Source organism: Salinicola halimionae, assembly GCF_003206065.1.
GTDB classification, from domain to species: domain Bacteria; phylum Pseudomonadota; class Gammaproteobacteria; order Pseudomonadales; family Halomonadaceae; genus Salinicola; species Salinicola halimionae.
The window spans coordinates 298,541-314,686 of record NZ_PZJQ01000004.1 but is presented as its reverse complement, the minus strand read 5'-3'; the positions used below and the strand labels follow the sequence as shown (position 1 = coordinate 314,686).

14 protein-coding genes are annotated in these 16,146 nt (G+C 61.7%); 7 read left to right on the top strand and 7 right to left on the bottom strand.

Translation table 11 applies throughout. The features are described 5' to 3' along the window. Positions 1-51 precede the first annotated feature (51 nt). The 3 genes from DOM27_RS07405 to DOM27_RS07395 form a co-directional block, all read right to left on the bottom strand. A complete protein-coding gene (locus DOM27_RS07405; RefSeq protein WP_110655409.1) occupies positions 52-894 on the bottom strand; it encodes a fructosamine kinase family protein in 843 nt (280 codons plus the stop codon). Then, positions 857-2,773 (bottom strand): monovalent cation:proton antiporter-2 (CPA2) family protein, encoded by a 1,917-nt coding sequence (locus tag DOM27_RS07400; RefSeq protein WP_110655408.1) that lies wholly within the window; start codon positions 2,771-2,773, stop codon positions 857-859. The genes DOM27_RS07405 and DOM27_RS07400 overlap by 38 nt, the downstream gene beginning before the upstream one ends. Positions 2,774-2,867: 94 nt before the next feature. Then, positions 2,868-4,040: a GNAT family N-acetyltransferase gene (locus DOM27_RS07395; RefSeq protein WP_110655407.1), complete on the bottom strand. Its 1,173-nt coding sequence runs from the start codon at positions 4,038-4,040 to the stop codon at positions 2,868-2,870. Between the two features lie 154 nt (positions 4,041-4,194). Here DOM27_RS07395 and DOM27_RS07390 point away from each other — a divergent pair, with 154 nt between their 5' ends. Further along, positions 4,195-4,494, top strand: coding sequence for a DUF4190 domain-containing protein (locus tag DOM27_RS07390; protein ID WP_245392628.1), 300 nt, complete (start codon positions 4,195-4,197; stop codon positions 4,492-4,494). A gap of 107 nt (positions 4,495-4,601) precedes the next feature. Next, the gene (gene pncB / locus DOM27_RS07385) at positions 4,602-5,777 is read left to right on the top strand and encodes a nicotinate phosphoribosyltransferase (protein WP_110655406.1); all 1,176 of its coding nucleotides are present in this window, start codon (positions 4,602-4,604) and stop codon (positions 5,775-5,777) included. Between the two features lie 160 nt (positions 5,778-5,937). On the opposite strand, the gene DOM27_RS07380 is transcribed toward pncB, so the two are convergent. The 4 genes from DOM27_RS07380 to gap all read right to left on the bottom strand — a co-directional run bounded on the left by DOM27_RS07380 (position 5,938) and on the right by gap (position 9,897). Then, the gene (locus DOM27_RS07380) at positions 5,938-6,744 is read right to left on the bottom strand and encodes a dienelactone hydrolase family protein (RefSeq protein WP_110655405.1); all 807 of its coding nucleotides are present in this window, start codon (positions 6,742-6,744) and stop codon (positions 5,938-5,940) included. A 98-nt stretch (positions 6,745-6,842) separates the two neighbouring features. Continuing rightward, entirely contained in the window at positions 6,843-8,141 is a 1,299-nt protein-coding gene (locus DOM27_RS07375; protein WP_188113696.1) for a sensor domain-containing diguanylate cyclase, read from the bottom strand. 63 nt (positions 8,142-8,204) lie between these two features. Beyond that, on the bottom strand, positions 8,205-8,525 hold the full coding sequence (locus tag DOM27_RS07370; RefSeq protein WP_110655403.1) for a hypothetical protein: 321 nt from the start codon (positions 8,523-8,525) through the stop codon (positions 8,205-8,207). Between the two features lie 370 nt (positions 8,526-8,895). Continuing rightward, positions 8,896-9,897, bottom strand: coding sequence for a type I glyceraldehyde-3-phosphate dehydrogenase (gap, locus tag DOM27_RS07365; RefSeq protein ID WP_110655402.1), 1,002 nt, complete (start codon positions 9,895-9,897; stop codon positions 8,896-8,898). A gap of 305 nt (positions 9,898-10,202) precedes the next feature. On the opposite strand from gap, the gene edd reads away from it, so the two are divergent. The 5 genes from edd (at position 10,203) to DOM27_RS07340 (ending at position 15,916) form a co-directional block, all read left to right on the top strand. Next, positions 10,203-12,053 carry a phosphogluconate dehydratase gene (gene edd / locus DOM27_RS07360; RefSeq protein ID WP_110655401.1) on the top strand — a complete coding sequence of 617 codons (1,851 nt, stop codon included), beginning with the start codon at positions 10,203-10,205 and terminating at the stop codon, positions 12,051-12,053. After that, positions 12,050-13,009: a glucokinase gene (gene glk, locus DOM27_RS07355; protein ID WP_110655400.1), complete on the top strand. Its 960-nt coding sequence runs from the start codon at positions 12,050-12,052 to the stop codon at positions 13,007-13,009. The genes edd and glk overlap by 4 nt, the downstream gene beginning before the upstream one ends. Then, positions 13,006-13,923, top strand: coding sequence for a D-hexose-6-phosphate mutarotase (locus DOM27_RS07350; RefSeq protein ID WP_110655399.1), 918 nt, complete (start codon positions 13,006-13,008; stop codon positions 13,921-13,923). Before glk ends, DOM27_RS07350 begins: the two co-directional genes overlap by 4 nt. Further along, on the top strand, positions 13,920-14,795 hold the full coding sequence (locus tag DOM27_RS07345) for an aldo/keto reductase (RefSeq protein WP_110655398.1): 876 nt from the start codon (positions 13,920-13,922) through the stop codon (positions 14,793-14,795). The genes DOM27_RS07350 and DOM27_RS07345 overlap by 4 nt, the downstream gene beginning before the upstream one ends. Before the next feature lie 152 nt (positions 14,796-14,947). Then, positions 14,948-15,916 (top strand): carbohydrate kinase family protein, encoded by a 969-nt coding sequence (locus DOM27_RS07340; protein ID WP_110655397.1) that lies wholly within the window; start codon positions 14,948-14,950, stop codon positions 15,914-15,916. Positions 15,917-16,146 lie beyond the last annotated feature (230 nt).

Below are 16,146 nucleotides of genomic sequence, written 5' to 3'. Positions count from 1 at the left end.
GATGATGGCCAGTGATCGGCAATGATGAAAACCCATCCGCGGCGAGCACCATTATCCGACCAGAACCCGATCCATCGCTCGTGTCACGCCGCCGAGATAACCCCGTCCAAACAAATACAGATGATTGAGTAGCGGATAGAGCTGGAACAGCGCCTCGCGACGTTCCCAGTCCACGGGGCGATCGCCATCCCAGTAGGCCTCGAAAAAGGCCTCTCCCGGCCCGCCGAACAGGGTCAACATGGCGACATCCACCTCCGGATAGTGGCGATAGACCGCCGGGTCGATGATCGCCGGCCCAGTGGGCGTGAACAGCACATTGCCCGACCACAGATCACCGTGGACCAGACAGGGCGGCGTATCGGGCAACCAATCTTCCAGCGATTCGGCAAGGCGCTCGATACGCGCAGCCAGCTGGGCGTCCAGTGCCCCCTGTTCGCGACAGAGCGTCACCAATGGCAACAGCCTGCGTTCGCGCTGGAAAGCCCGGCCATCCTGCAGCGGCGCATTGGGCTGGGGCGTCAGCCCGCAGGCGTTGTCCCGTGGCCAGCCATGGCCCGCCTCGGCATCCCGGGAATCCTGGTGCATCTGACGTAGCCCTTCACCCAGCGCGGCGCCATCGCGCTTCCCCGTGTCGTCCAGCGCCTGCATGACCAGCAGGTCATCATCCTGCGCCAGCACCGCGGGCACGATGAGCAGACGACAGGCCGACTGCAGCGCCCGCAAGCCGTCCGCTTCACCGGCTACGCGCTCTGGCGAATCCCGCTTGACGATATGCGGCGTCTCGCCCTCGACCCGCCACAGCCCGGCGCCGCTGTCACCGCCGGAGAGCGGCGTCAGACCTCCTTCTACTGGCACATCAAACGCCGCGAGTCGTCGTTCCAGAGTCTGGGCCATGGGATCTCTCCTCGTTCTCGCCGCTACCATCAGCGCCGCCGGCATCCTCACTGGCGCCATCGCTATCGTTGGCACTGCGGCTGTCGAGCGGGCCTTCCGGGTCACGTCTATCGTTGGCACGCCCTCTATTGAGCGCCTGCTGGAACAGCGATTGCAGTTCGGCCATCGCTGCCTGCTCGGTCGCCATCAACCGTTCGGAATCATTGCGATGAGCGTAGGTATCCTTGAGTAGCTGATTGTCGAAATCGCGGAACGTGCGCACCGCATTGATGGCATTGGAACTGGGATAACCCAGCCCCTTGAGGACCTCGACACTCATTTCCATGCTCGAAGCGAAGGTCTCGCGGACCACGCTGTCGATGCCGATTTCCATCAACTGCCAGGCGTGATGCCGATTGCGCGCTCGAGCGTAAACGCTGAGATGGGGAAAATGGGTCTTCGCCAGCCGCGCGATGGTGAGTGCGGCGCTTTCGCTATCCACCGCGATGACGAGCAGTTTCGCCTTGTCGATACCTGCCGCACGCAGCAGATCCAGCCGGGTCGCATCGGCGTAGAAGATGCGCGAACCGAAGCGCCGGATGAACTCGACCTGAGTGATATTGGGGTCCAGCGCGGTGAAGTTGATGCCCTGCATCTTCAGCATACGGCCGACCATCTGTCCGAAGCGGCCCAGCCCCGCGATGATCACCGGCGGGGTATCGTCGCCGAAGTCGGTTTCATAGGGGCGACTCTCCTTGAGTCGGTCGCCGAGTTTTTCCCCCAGCTGATACAGAAATGGGGTGGCCGCCATGCTCAGGGTGACCGCAGCGATACACAGACTGGCGATGCGCTGGTCGATGACACCGGCGGCCACCGCCGCGGTCAACAGCACGAAGTCGAACTCTCCACCCTGAGAAATGATCGTCGCCAGCCTTGGAATTTCGGTCCGTGGCAGCCGTACCAATAGACCGATGGCTGCCAGCACCACGGTCTTGGCCAATGTCATCGCCACGGCCAACCCCAGTACGAGCAAGATATTATCCAGCACCAGAGACAGATTGACCGACATCCCTACCGCCACGAAGAACAGCCCCAGCAGCAGCCCCTTGAACGGCTCGATGTTGGCCTCGAGCTCATGACGATATGGCGTATCCGCCAGCATGACGCCGCCCAGGAAGGCACCCAGCGCCATCGACAGACCGGCCCACTGCATGACGAGTGCCATCGCCAGTACCAGGAACAGCGCCGCAGCGGTGAAGATTTCATGCACGTCGCTGCGCGCGATCAGCGCCAGCACTCGGGGAAAGACCAGACGACCGAACGCGATGGCGGCGATGACCACACCGATGCTTCGTGCGATGACCCAGCCGTCGTCCGGCGCCGCATCGGCGCGTCCGGCCAGAAACGGCAACAGTGCCAGCAGCGGTATCACTGCCAGATCCTGAAACAGCAGCATGGCGAAGGCGCTCTGACCGTGCGGCGTTGCCAACTGGCGTCGCTCGTTGAGCACCTGTAACGCGAAGGCCGTCGACGACAGCGCCAGCGTCAGCCCCAGAAAGATGGCGATACTGGGCGACAGATCGAGCAGCAATCCGACCGGCATCAGCAGCGCCGCACAGCCCGCCATCTGCAAGCTTCCCAGCCCCAGCAGACGTTTGCGCATCGACCACAATCGGCGCGGCTCCAGCTCCAGGCCGATGATGAACAGCAGCATGACCACGCCGAATTCGGAGAAGTGCAGGACGGATTCCGGTTCGGAAACGAAGCCACTGACCGAAGGTCCCGCCAGCAAACCAATGCACAGATAACCCAGGATCGATCCCAGGCCAAGGCGTTGAAACAGCGGTACTGCGATGATGGCTGCGCCCAACAGCACAGCCGCTTCATTGAGAAAATCCATCTCCCTCGTATCCTCGTATCCCCGTTACATCAAGGCATTGGCGGTCGATCCTGCTAACGGCGTTCTGTCGGCTCACACAGCACACGCTGTTCGCTCAAACGGCACACGTCTTGAACGGCAAGCGCAGGCGGCACTCTTCGAAATAGGCCTGCACGTGACGCCGCTCTTCATGACAAAATTCCTCGACGGCGTCACGAAACCCCGGATGGTCGAGATAGTGCAGCGAACGGCTGATGACCGGCGCGAAACCCCGCGTCAGCTTGTGTTCTCCCTGAGTGCCGGGGTCGAACCGAGTCAGCCCACGCTCGAGGCAGTGTTCGATGCCTTGATAGTAACAGGTCTCGAAATGCAGAAAGTCGGCCTCGACCTCGCTGCCCCAATAGCGGCCATAGAGCGTCCCTCCTCCTTCGGCCCCCCGCCCCTCGAGACCTCGCCCTTCAAAACACAGGGCCGCAGCCACCGCTCGCTCGCCGACGCTGGCACGAACCAGCATCAGGGCATCAGCCATCCCGTCGCGCAGGCGCATGAAGAATTCGAGGCTGAGGTAAGGTCGCTGCCCGCGCTCCAGGTAGGTCATGCAGTAGCAGCGGTAGAACTGCGCCAGAGCGTCATCATCGATCTGCGAACCGGTGAGTCGGTCGAACACGAAGCCCTGCTCGGCGAGCTTGCGACGCTCCCGTCGGATCTCCTTGCGCTTGCGTGAACTCATTCGCGCCAGAAATCCGTCGAAGTCGCCAAACTGTTCATCCTGCCAGGCGAACTGGACCGCGCTGCGCTCCATCAGTGGCGCATCGAACGCAGCCTGCCAGTCGTCCACCTCGTCGCTATCGGCGAACAGTAGATGCCAGCTTTGTAGACCGGAATCACGAATCACCGCCGCCAGCGCTGCGATGACCGCACGCCGATCGACGTCGTCAGCTACCGCCAGTCGCGGCCCCATTGCTGGCGTGAACGGAATGGCCGACAACGATTTAGGGTAGTAATCGCCGCCGGCGCGTTCCCAGGCATCGGCCCAGGCCCAGTCGAATACATACTCGCCGCGAGAGTGATATTTGGCGTAGCGAGGCAAGACTGCCACGGCTCGCTCATCGTCGAAAACCACTAGATGATCCGGCTCCCAGCCGGTGGCCACGTCAGCGCAACCACATGCTTCCAAAGCCGCCAGAAACTCATAACGCAGAAAAGGATAGCAATCACCGACGGCGCCATTCCAAAGCGCCGCGTTCGTATTCGCGAGACTACCGATATTCTCGACCCGCAACGCCATGTTCTTCTCCTGTTTTACGCGGTCCATCCAGGCCCGGGGCCGTCAGGCCAGATGAATGCGAATGTGGATAACATCCTGGGCTGAAAACTTCGAGAGCCACGGGCAAGAGTGCGATACTCTGCCACTAGCTCATGATCGAGAGACGCCCAGCACGATGACATTCGCCTCTTCTCCTCCCGGCCAACCCACCCCGTCGTCGGGGCCTACCAATATCATGGCGCTGGCCGCCTTCGCGCTCAGCGTGCTGGGTACTTTCGTACCACCGGCGGCATTGGGCGGCATTGTCTGTGGCCATCTGGCTCGGCGGCAGATTCGCCAGAAGCAGGAGTCGGGCGATAGCTGGGCGCTCGCCGGTCTGATATTAGGCTATCTGCTGATCTTGCTCTCGCTGGCCGGTCTTTTATTGTTCGGTGGTTTCGTCGCGACAATGTTTGGTGTCATGGCCTTCCTTTAGCGTACCGATGGACGAAAACCGTACCGACGGACGAAAACCGCACCCATGGACGATCGCTCGCGGGAGTCAACGACCGCGAACTTTGCTCACGCTGATGAAGAGTTTTCATGCTGACTTCGCTTCTCGACAACGATTTCTACAAGATCACGATGCAGAACGCCGTGATCAAGCGCTTTCCCTATGCGCAGGCACGATACGCCTTCATCAACCGGGGCCAGCATGCATTCCCCGTAGGCTTCGGCGAAGCACTACGGCGTGAAGTGGATGCCATGGGCGGCCTTGTGCTGACCGAGGCGGAAAAGCAGTACCTGCAAACCACCTGCCCTTATCTCGATCCGACCTATCTCGATTTTCTGGCGGGCTTCCGCTACGACCCGGACGAGGTGATCATCGAACAGACGGGCAGCGAGCTCTCAGTGACCATCGATGGGCTGTGGTATCGCACAATCCTGTGGGAAGTTCCGTTGATGGCGTTGATCAGCGAACTCTGGTACCGCCTGCGTAGAGTCGATCGCGATGACGACGAAACGGTCGAGGCACGCACGCGTGCCAAGATCGAACAGTACCAGCGGATGGGACTGAAGATCGCCGAATTCGGTACTCGCCGCCGCTTCTCCTTCGACGTCCATGATCGCGTGGTCGGCGCGCTGCGCCGTCACGGTGGCGAGGCGTTCAGCGGCAGCAGCAACGTGCTGCTGGCGATGCGCCATGGGGTCAAACCCATCGGTACCCACGCGCATGAGTGGTTCATGTTCCACGGCGCACGTTTCGGCTTCAAGATGGCCAATAGCCTGGCACTGGAGCACTGGGTCGATGTCTACCGCGGTGATCTCGGCATCGCCTTGACCGATACGTTTACCAGCCCGGCCTTCTTCGAAAGTTTCGACAAGAAGTTTGCCAAGCTCTTCGATGGCGTGCGCCACGACAGCGCCGACCCCATCGACTTCGCCGCCTCGACTATTGCCCACTACGAGAAGCTGGGAATCGACCCGCGCAGCAAGACGATCATCTTCTCCGACGCATTGACGCCGGAAAAGGTCGAGCGGATCCAGTCGTTCTGCCAGGATCGGATCGGCATGGCCTTCGGCATCGGCACCAATTTCACCAACGATGTCGGCGTCGAGCCGATGAACATGGTCGTCAAGATGGTCGAGGCCAGGCCGGAAGGCCAACACTGGTTGCCGGTCATCAAGCTATCCGACGTGCCCGACAAGCATACCGGTGACCCGGAGATGATTGCCCTGGCCAAGCGCGTGCTGGCGCTGAGCCGCCCCAACGAATAGGCCCTGCGCCGCGAAGCAAATAGCCACAAGGCAGAAGCCACGAACGNNCGTTCGTGGCTTCTGTATTTTGCGACTCCTCGCTCTCACTTGCCCGGCTCACTATGCGTAGACAGCAGCGCGTGTAGCTTTTGAACCAAGACCTCAGCCGTGGCTCAGGCGCCTATTGATTCAACGCCTGGTCCAGGGTCAGCAGCGCGGCCTGCCAGGAGGCAGCATCTGCGGCTGCGTTGTAACCGAGCGGCAAATCGTCTTCCTCGGCCAGTTTGTCGGCGTCAGGGTTGGTGAAAGCATGCTTGGCACCGGGATACTGCACGACGCGCACATCCGCCCCGTCCTTGGTCAGCGCCGCTGCCATGCTATCGAGCGCATCAGAATCGACAAGCGAGTCATCCTGGCCGTTGTAGATTCGCACCGCACCATCGAAAGGCTGCGGATTGGACACCACCTGGGTCGGGCTGCCGTGGAAGCTGATCACCGCGTCCAGGGGCATACCGGCCAGCGCCATGTTCATCACCACGCCGCCGCCGAAGCAGTAGCCGATCGCGGCCATGCGATCCTCGCGGACCGCGGGATGCTCACGCAGCGCCGACATTGCCGCTTCCAGCCGCGCACGCGCGGAGGGCCAATCCTGCATGACCTGACTGGAGAACGCCTTGGCATCTGCGGGGTGCTGGGCGACCTTGCCATCGCCATACATGTCGACCGCCAGCGCCACGAATCCCAGCGCAGCCAGCTGGTCGGCCTTGTGCTTCATGTAGTCGTTGAGCCCCCACCACTCATGCACCAGCAGTACGCCCGGACGGGGCTGGTCGTCGCTCGCGTTGTAGGCAAGGTACCCCTGATAGGTCTGACCACCGGTGGAGTACTCGAAGGTCTGTCCTTGGACATGGGGCCCCTCGACCTCATCGGCCCACGCCGATACACATATCAGGCTAAGCAGCGAGGCCAGCAGTAGTCTTCCCATCATCGTTCTCCTTGTTTGACTGGCTTGGCGCGAGCTCGACCGGCTTGGCGCGAGAAATTTGATTGGCTTGGCGCCAGGGTTGGCCACTATTAACGACTTCTTCACGGCGCTTGCTGTACGCGATCTCGTCCCAGCTGCTTGGCAGCTTCGACACCCGCTTCGGCACGCGTCAGCAAGGCTTGCGCCGACTCTTCCGTGCGGCGTTCGGCCACCCCAAGACTAACCGAGAAAGCCAGCCAGTGACCATGGAACTCCACCCGGGTCGAGGCGAACCGTCCCCGTAGCCGTTCTGCAATGGCCGCGCTCTCCTGTAGAGACTTGCCGCTCAACAACAGCGCGAAGGTGTCGTCATCCAGACGTCCGAAACTGAAGCGCTCTTTCAATGTCGCCCGACACATTTCGCCGATGCACGAGAGGACGAGATCGCCGCCTTCGCGCCCCCAGGCGGCGTTGATATCGCTGAAATGATCGACGTCGAAGACGATCAGGGTGAATCGGGCGCTGGCATCGCCGCTCGAGAACGCATGGTTCAATAGGCCCATGAAAGGCTCTCGATTGAGGGCCGAGGTCAGTTCGTCCGTGGCGGTGTACGCATCCCATTGTAGTGATTGCTGCCGGCGCCGGGTAATGTCGCGGGCGATGGCGATCCACCCCGGCATTTCCGAAGACGTCAGCGTCAGTGCGGCAGGGAGCGGGCAAGGCGAGAAGTGAATCTCGAACCAGCGATATCCGCGGTCCCGGTGCCTCAACCTCAGTTCCAGCATCGTCGAGGCCGCTTGGGCAGCCGCCTCGGCCAGCAGCCGTTGAACACGAGAGCCATCCTCCGGGGCCATCAGGCTGAAAAGGGAGCTCGATCGCAGCGACGCGGTACCGATGCCAAGCATGCCCTGAGTGTTACCTGCCACATCACAGCAGTTGAGATCTTCGTCGAGTGCCATGACCACATCGCCGCTGTGATCGAGCAGCGATTGAAGGGAGAGACTTTCGCTCGCCGTGGGCTCCACCTTCTGCGGCAACAAAAACCCCACGAGAGCGACCACCGCGCCATCGGCGTCACGCAGAATGCTGAGATTGTCATCGACCAGGCACTGCGAGCCGTCCGGCCGTTCGACGACGTAGGACAGCCGAGCCGCATGATCGCCCCGCGCCAGCGCCTTCTGCAGCTGCTCGAGTAGCGGCCAACGCTCGGGAATCTGGGCCAGCCATCGATCGGGCTGGGATCGGTAATCCGCCGCCTGGCGTTGACCCAACGTGCTGATGGATTCGGCGAGAAAGTGAAGTTCTCCCAGCCACCAGGCCGAATCGGTGACGTAGGCCGTGCCTGGCAACGATTGCAGCCAGTGCTGCGCTTCCGCGCTCAAACTGCCATCGTCATGCACGCAGGCATTCAGTGGACCCATGCACTCCGGCCTCATCTAGCCGCAGTACCGTGACACGCGGCTGGGTGATAGAACGAAATCGCGTCAGCGAGAGCCGACACGACGTTGATTCAGTTCAGGCGAAACGAACGTCGCATCGCCTAGCGATGCACTCGTATCGTCATCCTTGCGGGTGGCTTGAGCATCGTGACCTGGCGAACGGCGGCTACAGGCCTCGGCCAGTTGACGCAGCTCGTCGCGAGTCAATTCGAAGCGCTGTATGCCTGACTGTTCCTGCCAGATCACGAAAATCACCGGCACGGAACGCGACTGGTCGACACCGACGATCCGCCCACGTCGCTCTGTCTCGGGCTCGTGGATGGTCTCGCCGATCAAACGGTGCGCGTTGATAATGTTGTCGTGCATGACGCCGCCGACCTCTATGCGTGGATAAAATATGCGTGGATAAAAACGGAATTTATTCAGCGTTACATTAGAGGGTCGGCCCGACAAGTCCAAGCCCACCAGCACGATTGATCAGCTTACAGGGGTCTATCGACACCTGATCGAACGACTTGAGAGCAAAATAGGCACGATTTCGGCGGTAAGAGGCACGATTCCGGGATTCGACGAGCGGACAAAGGCTCGAGGAAGAATCACGGGATCCGCAAGCGGTATTGGCGGGAACGAATAGCAGAGTGACGAAAAACCGGAGCCCGGTATTCTCGAGCGGACATGAAGCCGGGCGACAGAACCTCGGTCGCCCGGCGCGTTCGAACTACAGATCCGGGTGGGATCAGCTGGCAGCTTGCATCGCCAGCGCGGTATCCAGCATGCGGTTGGAGAAGCCCCACTCGTTGTCATACCAGGCCATGACCTTGACAAGACGCCCGTTGACACGCGTGTGGTTGGTATCGAATGTCGATGAATTGGCATCATGGTTGAAATCGATCGAGACCAGCGGCTGAGAGTTCACCGCCAGCACCGATGACTTGGCGGCAGCCTTCACGACGATCTCGTTGATCTCTTCCTTGCTGGTGTCACGACCGGCGGTGAAGGTCAGGTCCACCAGCGATACGTTGATCACCGGCACACGGACCGCCAGGCCGTCGAGCTTGCCATCCAGTTCGGGCAGCACGATACCGACGGCCGCTGCGGCGCCGGTCTTGGTCGGAATCATTGACTGGGTCGCACTGCGCGCACGGTACGGGTCAGTGTGGTAGACGTCAGAAAGATTCTGATCGTTGGTGTAAGCATGCACGGTCGTCATCAGACCGCTCTCGATACCCACGCCTTCCTGCAGCGCCTGTGCCACTGGTGCAAGACAGTTGGTCGTACAGGAGGCATTGGAGACGACGCGGTGTTCGGCCTTGAGCACCTGCTCGTTGACCCCGAACACGACCATGGCGTCGGCATCACCGCTCGGCGCGGAAATCAGCACGCGCTCGGCGCCGGCTTCGATGTGCTTGGCCGCCGCGTCACGCTTGGTGAACAGCCCCGTGCATTCCATTACCAGATCGACGTTCAGCGTTTTCCAGGGCAGCTGTGCCGGGTCACGCTCGGATAGGATACGGATGCTATCCCCGTCTACGCTCAGAGTATCGCTGTCATGCGTGACTTCGAATCCAAAGTGCCCGTGAACGCTGTCGTGACGTAGCAGATGGGCGTTGAGCGCAGGGTCACCCAGGTCGTTGATGGCGACGACTTCGATCCGGTCACGATAACCGTTCTCGTACATGGCACGAAGCACATTACGGCCGATGCGGCCGAATCCGTTGATGGCGACACGCAATGTCATGGTGCTCTCCTCTTTGATGACGTGATTCAAACGTTCAGCTGTGTGGTATGGCCACGCCCTAGTTACAGCCTCTTGCGGCAGGCACTGTTACAGCCTGCATCGACAAGCACTTGGGCGATGCCGGACCGAGCGGCAGGCTCGATCACCTTGAAGCTCTATAAGTAGTCTAGAACACGCAGTCTAGAACATCGCCGCGTGAAAAAATATTACTCCGAAAGACTAATACAAAAGGCTCATTTGCGAACAAAGTCGATATTTTTTTGGTAAGTTTACCAAATAACCCTGACAGCTCGATGAGGCAGACCATGAAGCTCAATCCCACAGTCGACCGTGTGACACGGCGCATCGAGGAGCGCTCAGCCGATCGCCGCCGTCTCTACGAAGAACGCATGCAGCAGCAGCATCGTCGCGGCGTTCATCGTGCAGAACTCTCCTGCGGCAACCTGGCGCACGGCTTCGCCGCCTGCAATGCTGGCGACAAGAACAGCCTGAAGCTGATGAACAGCACCAACATCGGCATCGTCTCTTCCTATAACGACATGTTGTCGGCCCACCAGCCTCTCGAGCATTTCCCCGAGCTGATCAAGCAAGCCGCCCGCGGCATGGGCAGTACCGCCCAGTTTGCCGGCGGCGTGCCCGCCATGTGTGACGGCGTTACTCAAGGTCAGCCGGGCATGGAGCTGTCGCTCTTCTCCCGCGATGTGATTGCCATGTCGACGGCGGTGGCGATGTCGCACAACATGTTCGATGGCGCACTCTATCTCGGTGTATGTGACAAGATCGTGCCAGGACTGTTCATCGGCGCTGCGCGTTTCGGCCATCTGCCGGCCGTGTTCGTGCCCGCCGGCCCGATGCCAAGCGGGCTGCCCAATGCCGAGAAATCCCGCATCCGTCAGCTCTATGCTGAAGGCAAGGTTGGCCGGGATGCGCTGCTCGAAGCGGAGTCCGACTCCTACCACAGCGCGGGAACTTGCACGTTCTACGGCACCGCCAACTCCAACCAGCTGATGCTCGAGATGATGGGCCTGCACTTGCCGGGCACCTCGTTCGTGAATCCCGGCACACCGCTGCGAGATGCCATCACACGCTTCAGCACCGAGCAGGTCATCCGCAATAGCGATCAGGGCGGCGACTATCACCCGTTCTACAAGCAGATCAACGCTCATGCGATCGTCAACGCCATGATCGGGCTACTGACCTCCGGCGGTTCGACCAATCACACCCTCCATCTGGTCGCGATGGCGGCCGCCGTCGGCGTTACCATTACCTGGGACGACTTCGCCGAGCTGTCGACGGTGATTCCCGGCTTGACCCGGATCTACCCCAACGGCCAGGCCGATGTGAACCATTTTCACGCTGCCGGTGGTGTCAGTTTCCTGGTCCGAGAGCTGTTATCGGCGGGCCTGATGCACGCTGACGTCCACACCGCTTTCGGCACCGACATGCAAGCTTACACACAGGAGCCGTTCCTCGACGGCGATCGTCTGATATGGCGTGAGGGCACACAGCACAGTCTCGATGAAGACGTGCTAAGGCCGGCGGACAGGCCCTTTTCTGCCACCGGCGGCCTGGCAGTGCTCGACGGCAACCTGGGCCGCGGCGTGATCAAGGTTTCCGCGGTCAAGCCGGAGTTTCGCAAGGTCGAGGCACCGGTGCGTATCTTCGACGACCAGAGCCAGGTCAAGGCCGCGTTCGAGAGCGGCGAACTGAACCGGGACATCATCGTCGTCGTGCGCTTTCAGGGGCCGCGCGCCAACGGCATGCCGGAACTTCACCAATTGACACCGTTTCTGGGCGTATTGCAGGATCGCGGCCACAAGGTCGCGCTGGTCACCGATGGGCGCATGTCCGGTGCCTCTGGTAAGGTACCCGCGGCGATCCACATCACGCCGGAAGCGGTCGACTCAGGCCCTATCGCCTATCTGCGCGATGGCGACACGGTACTGCTCGACCCCGACAATGGCGTTCTCGAAGCCCTGGTCGATGCCGACACCTGGGCGCAACGCGAACCGGCAGCCTGCGATCTGGATCACTATCATCATGGAATGGGTCGCGAACTGTTCGCCGGTTTCCGCCAGCTGGTCGGTGGTGCCGAGGAAGGCGCGGCTACCTTTGGCGGCTTCGAGGCCGCCGACTTGCCCGGAGGGCACAAATGACCACTCCCGCCCTGATCGGCGACATTGGTGGAACCAACGCGCGCTTTGCCCTGGTCATGCCCGGCAGCGTCGAACTGCAGTCGATCGAAACACTGCCCTGTGCGCATTACGCAGGGTTGGTCGAGGCCATTCAGGCCTACCTGAAGAAGGTCGGCGCGGAGTCACTCGAGGAGGCCTGTCTGGCTTTCGCCTGCCCAGTGCATGATGACTGGGTCAAGATGACCAACAACGATTGGGCGTTCTCCAAGAAAGCCGTTGCGGAACAGCTGGGCCTGTCGAATTTCAAGGTCATCAATGATTTCACCGCCCAGGCGCTCGGCATCCCGCATATCGACCAAAAAGATCTCGTCAAAATCGGTGAGGGCGAAGCCGAGGCTCATCGCCCTCGTCTGGTCATCGGGCCCGGCACGGGGCTGGGTCTGGCCGGCCTGGTTCCCAGCCGGCGCCACTGGATCCCGTTGACCACGGAAGGCGGCCATGCCACTTTTGCCCCCACCGATAAACGCGAACGTCAGCTGCTCGACTACTTCCGCGCGCGTTACGGCCGCGTCTCCATCGAACGCCTGCTATGCGGTCAGGGCCTGCTCGATCTGTATCTGGCTCACGCGGCGCTGCTCAAGGTTACCGCACAATACAACACGCCGGCCGAGATCACCGGCGCCGCCCGCGCAGGCGATCGCGTCGCCCGCGAGACGCTGATGCGATTTCTCAAGATCCTCGGCGGCTCGGCTGGCGATGCTGCACTGACACTCGGCTCGCTGGGCGGCGTCTACCTGTGCGGTGGCATCATTCCGCGTCTTGTCGACTGGCTGCCACGCAGCGACTTCCGCCGCGCCTTTGCCGACAAGGGCCGTCTGAGCGCTTACAATGCTGGCATCCCCACTTGGGTGGTGACGGCGCCGTGGACAGGATTGCTGGGCGCGGCGGAAGCTCTGCACAACGAGGAGGTGACATGATCCCGGATACGCTGCGGCAGTTGATCGACGCGACCGACGGCCAACGAGAGGCAGACTGGGAAGGCCGGCGTCTTCTGCTGCTCAATGCCGATTGGGGCGAGCTGGCGATTTCGCTTCAGGGCGCGCAGGTTCTGCATTTTTTACCTTTCTCCCCCGAAGCCGGGCGAACCACAGGCGCTCGACCAGCTTCCAGCACGGAGGATGGCTGGCTGTGGGTGACGCCGACCCCGCAACCGATGCCGGGCGCCATCCGCGGTGGCATTCCCGTTTGCTGGCCGTGGTTCGCCGACGAATCACCGGACGGCAAGGGGCCCATGCATGGCCCCGCGCGCACGGCGCCGTGGCGTGTCGATGCCGTCGACGAAAGCATCTCCGGCAGCGGGGTCGAGATTCACCTCTCCCCCGAAGAGCGCCTGCATGACCAGCTCGTTCCCAACGTTGTCGTTCATGCCAACGACAAGCGTCTGACGGTCGAGTTGATGACCCGTCACACCGGCACCACACCGGTCAAGCTGACCGGGGCCTTGCACAGCTATTTTGCCGTTGCCGACACCCACCGGTGTCGCGTCGAGGGGCTGGCGGGCGCCCGTTACCTGGACAAACTCGAACACTTTGCCGAACACCATCAGCAGGGCGAACTGGGCATCCGCGGCGCCCTCGACCGCATCTACCAGTCCAACCGCCTCGTCGTGCTCGACGATGGCCAGCGTCGGCTGCTGATCAGCAAGCAAGGCAGCGACTCGACGGTCGTCTGGCATCCCGGCGACGGTCTGCCGGATGACACTCCGGCATTGGCCGGCCTGCGCTTCGTATGCGTCGAGGCCGCCTGTACGCGGGTCGATCCGGTATGGCTGGTGCCCGACGGCCAGCACCTGCTGTCCACCACGATCGTGCGGGAGGCAAGCGCGGCGTGAGCGACGATCTGATTTTCGATTCGCCCTTCATCCTGGGCATGATGCGCCAGTACGAGCGCCCCGAATTCGACGATGTCGAAAAGTTCGCCGATTGGCTGGAGGCTCGGGTCGATCAAGGACTGCACTGGTTCGATCACGCCGACAGCTACGGCAACCATCAGGGCGAGCAGCGTTTCGGTGAAGCGCTGGCCCGCCGGCCATCGCTAAAGTCCCGGGTTCGGGTCGTCACCAAGGGTGACATCGTACTCCCGCATCGCGACACATCACCGTTTGGAATCAAGCATTACGACACCTCCGAGCGTTACCTGACCCAGGTCATCGACGGCTCGCTATCGCGTCTCGGCGTCGACCGTCTGGATCACTTCCTGCTGCATCGCCCCGACCCGCTGATGGATGCCGAAGCCACCGCACGGGCGTTGGATGACGCCATCGCCGCCGGCAAGGTCGGTGCCGTGGGCGTCTCCAACTTTCTCCCCGAACAGTGGCGGCGCCTGCAGGCCTCGATGCAAAATCGGCTTGGCGTGCACCAGCTCGAGCTCTCGCTGGCGCATCCGAATGCGTTGTTCGACGGCTTCTACGACGCCATTCTCGCCGACGGGCTGGCGCCGATGGCCTGGTCTCCGCTGGGCGGTGGCTCGGTGTTCGAGGACGTGCTGGGCAGTGCGCTGTCGCGGCTGGCCGAACAGCTCAACTCGACTACCGCCGGGCTGGCGTTGGCATGGCTGCGACGTTTGCCCGGCAAGCCGGTACCGGTGATTGGAACGTTGAATGAACGACGTATCGACAATTTGCTGCTGAGCAGTAATCTCGAACTCGATCGCCCGACGTGGTTTGCGTTGCTGGAAGAAGCTCGCAGTCACCGCGTACCGTGATGACGTTTGGTGCGGCACCTTGCTCGACAGGACCTGGCCGATAAGACCGGTCGATGAATCAGGTTCGATGGAATCCGATTCGACGAAACCGGATTCAACAAGATCAGGAACGCCGCATCAGGATTCCCGCTAGAGAAGAGAGTCGGTAACCCATGACCCCCATCATCGCCTTCGGCGAAGCCCTCGTCGATATGCTGTCCAGCCGCCTCGGCACCGATAGCGGCCCCGAGACTTTCACTCCCTATGCGGGCGGCGCGCCGGCCAATGCCGCGGTAGCGTGTGCCCGACAGGGAATCCCTAGCCGCTTTCTCGGCATGATCGGTGATGATCGCTTCGGCGACTTTCTGGTCGACGAGCTGAACCGCTACGGCGTCGACACCCAGCACGTCGTTCGGACCCGCGAGGCTCGCACGGCGCTGGCTTTCGTCTCCCGCGACGCCCAGGGCGAGCGTCAGTTCGACTTCTACCGGCCGCCCGCCGCCGATCTGCTCTATCGCCGCGAGCATCTGCCTTCCGGGATATTTACTGAGCCGGCGCTGGTTCATCTGTGCAGCAACAGTCTGACCGATAACGCCATTGCCCGCACCACGCTGGATCTCGCCAGCATCGCTCGCCGCGGCGGCTGCCTGATCAGCGTCGACGTCAATCTGCGCCCGATGCTGTGGCCACAAGGCATTGTCGATATCGGGCTGGTCGAGCAATTGCTCGAACGCGCTCATGTCATCAAGCTTTCCACCGAAGAGCTGGATACCCTGCGCGGTGATCGCAGCGTCGATGAGTGGACCAGTGCCCGACTGGCCAAGGGCGCCCGATTGATCGTGATCACCGATGGCCCGGGGCCGGTGATCGCCTATCAGGCCGACCGTCAGCGGCAGGCCATACCGCCAAGCGTGCAAGCAGTCGATACCACTGCCGCCGGCGATGCCTTCATCGGCGGTCTGCTGGCCTTCCTGTCACGAGATGACGTGACCTGCGAGACATTCTCCGATTGGCTGGCCGACGAAGCCAGGCTGACCGAAGCGCTGACGTTTGCCTGCCGCTGCGGCGCCTTTGCGGCCACTCGTGCCGGGGCCTTCGTTTCTCTGCCCGGCGCCGGCGATCTCGACGACCTGCCCCGCTAACGTACTTGTCGTGCTAACGCGCTGTTACCCAGCTGACGCCGTCCTGTCGCGACGGCGTCTACTCCTATCGTCTAATCGACCTTCGGCGCCTCGCCTCGAATGGTAATGTCTCACCAACCGATCGCCTGCGAGAGCGATATGTTCGGACCTTCATGGTCAGCATGAATGACTCGAAAGTTGGCTCGAGCATTGACCCGAACATCGACGCGACCGTTTTCCAGGCGATTCCT

Bases quoted from the DNA above. Each gene is read 5' to 3' on its own strand.
- DOM27_RS07405 (WP_110655409.1), bottom strand. From the start codon at position 894: ATGGCCCAGACTCTGGAACGACGACTCGCGGCGTTTGATGTGCCAGTA.
- DOM27_RS07400 (WP_110655408.1), bottom strand. From the start codon at position 2,773: ATGGATTTTCTCAATGAAGCGGCTGTGCTGTTGGGCGCAGCCATCATC.
- DOM27_RS07395 (WP_110655407.1), bottom strand. From the start codon at position 4,040: ATGGCGTTGCGGGTCGAGAATATCGGTAGTCTCGCGAATACGAACGCG.
- DOM27_RS07390 (WP_245392628.1), top strand. From the start codon at position 4,195: ATGACATTCGCCTCTTCTCCTCCCGGCCAACCCACCCCGTCGTCGGGG.
- pncB (WP_110655406.1), top strand. From the start codon at position 4,602: ATGCTGACTTCGCTTCTCGACAACGATTTCTACAAGATCACGATGCAG.
- DOM27_RS07380 (WP_110655405.1), bottom strand. From the start codon at position 6,744: ATGATGGGAAGACTACTGCTGGCCTCGCTGCTTAGCCTGATATGTGTA.
- DOM27_RS07375 (WP_188113696.1), bottom strand. From the start codon at position 8,141: ATGGGTCCACTGAATGCCTGCGTGCATGACGATGGCAGTTTGAGCGCG.
- DOM27_RS07370 (WP_110655403.1), bottom strand. From the start codon at position 8,525: ATGCACGACAACATTATCAACGCGCACCGTTTGATCGGCGAGACCATC.
- gap (WP_110655402.1), bottom strand. From the start codon at position 9,897: ATGACATTGCGTGTCGCCATCAACGGATTCGGCCGCATCGGCCGTAAT.
- edd (WP_110655401.1), top strand. From the start codon at position 10,203: ATGAAGCTCAATCCCACAGTCGACCGTGTGACACGGCGCATCGAGGAG.
- glk (WP_110655400.1), top strand. From the start codon at position 12,050: ATGACCACTCCCGCCCTGATCGGCGACATTGGTGGAACCAACGCGCGC.
- DOM27_RS07350 (WP_110655399.1), top strand. From the start codon at position 13,006: ATGATCCCGGATACGCTGCGGCAGTTGATCGACGCGACCGACGGCCAA.
- DOM27_RS07340 (WP_110655397.1), top strand. From the start codon at position 14,948: ATGACCCCCATCATCGCCTTCGGCGAAGCCCTCGTCGATATGCTGTCC.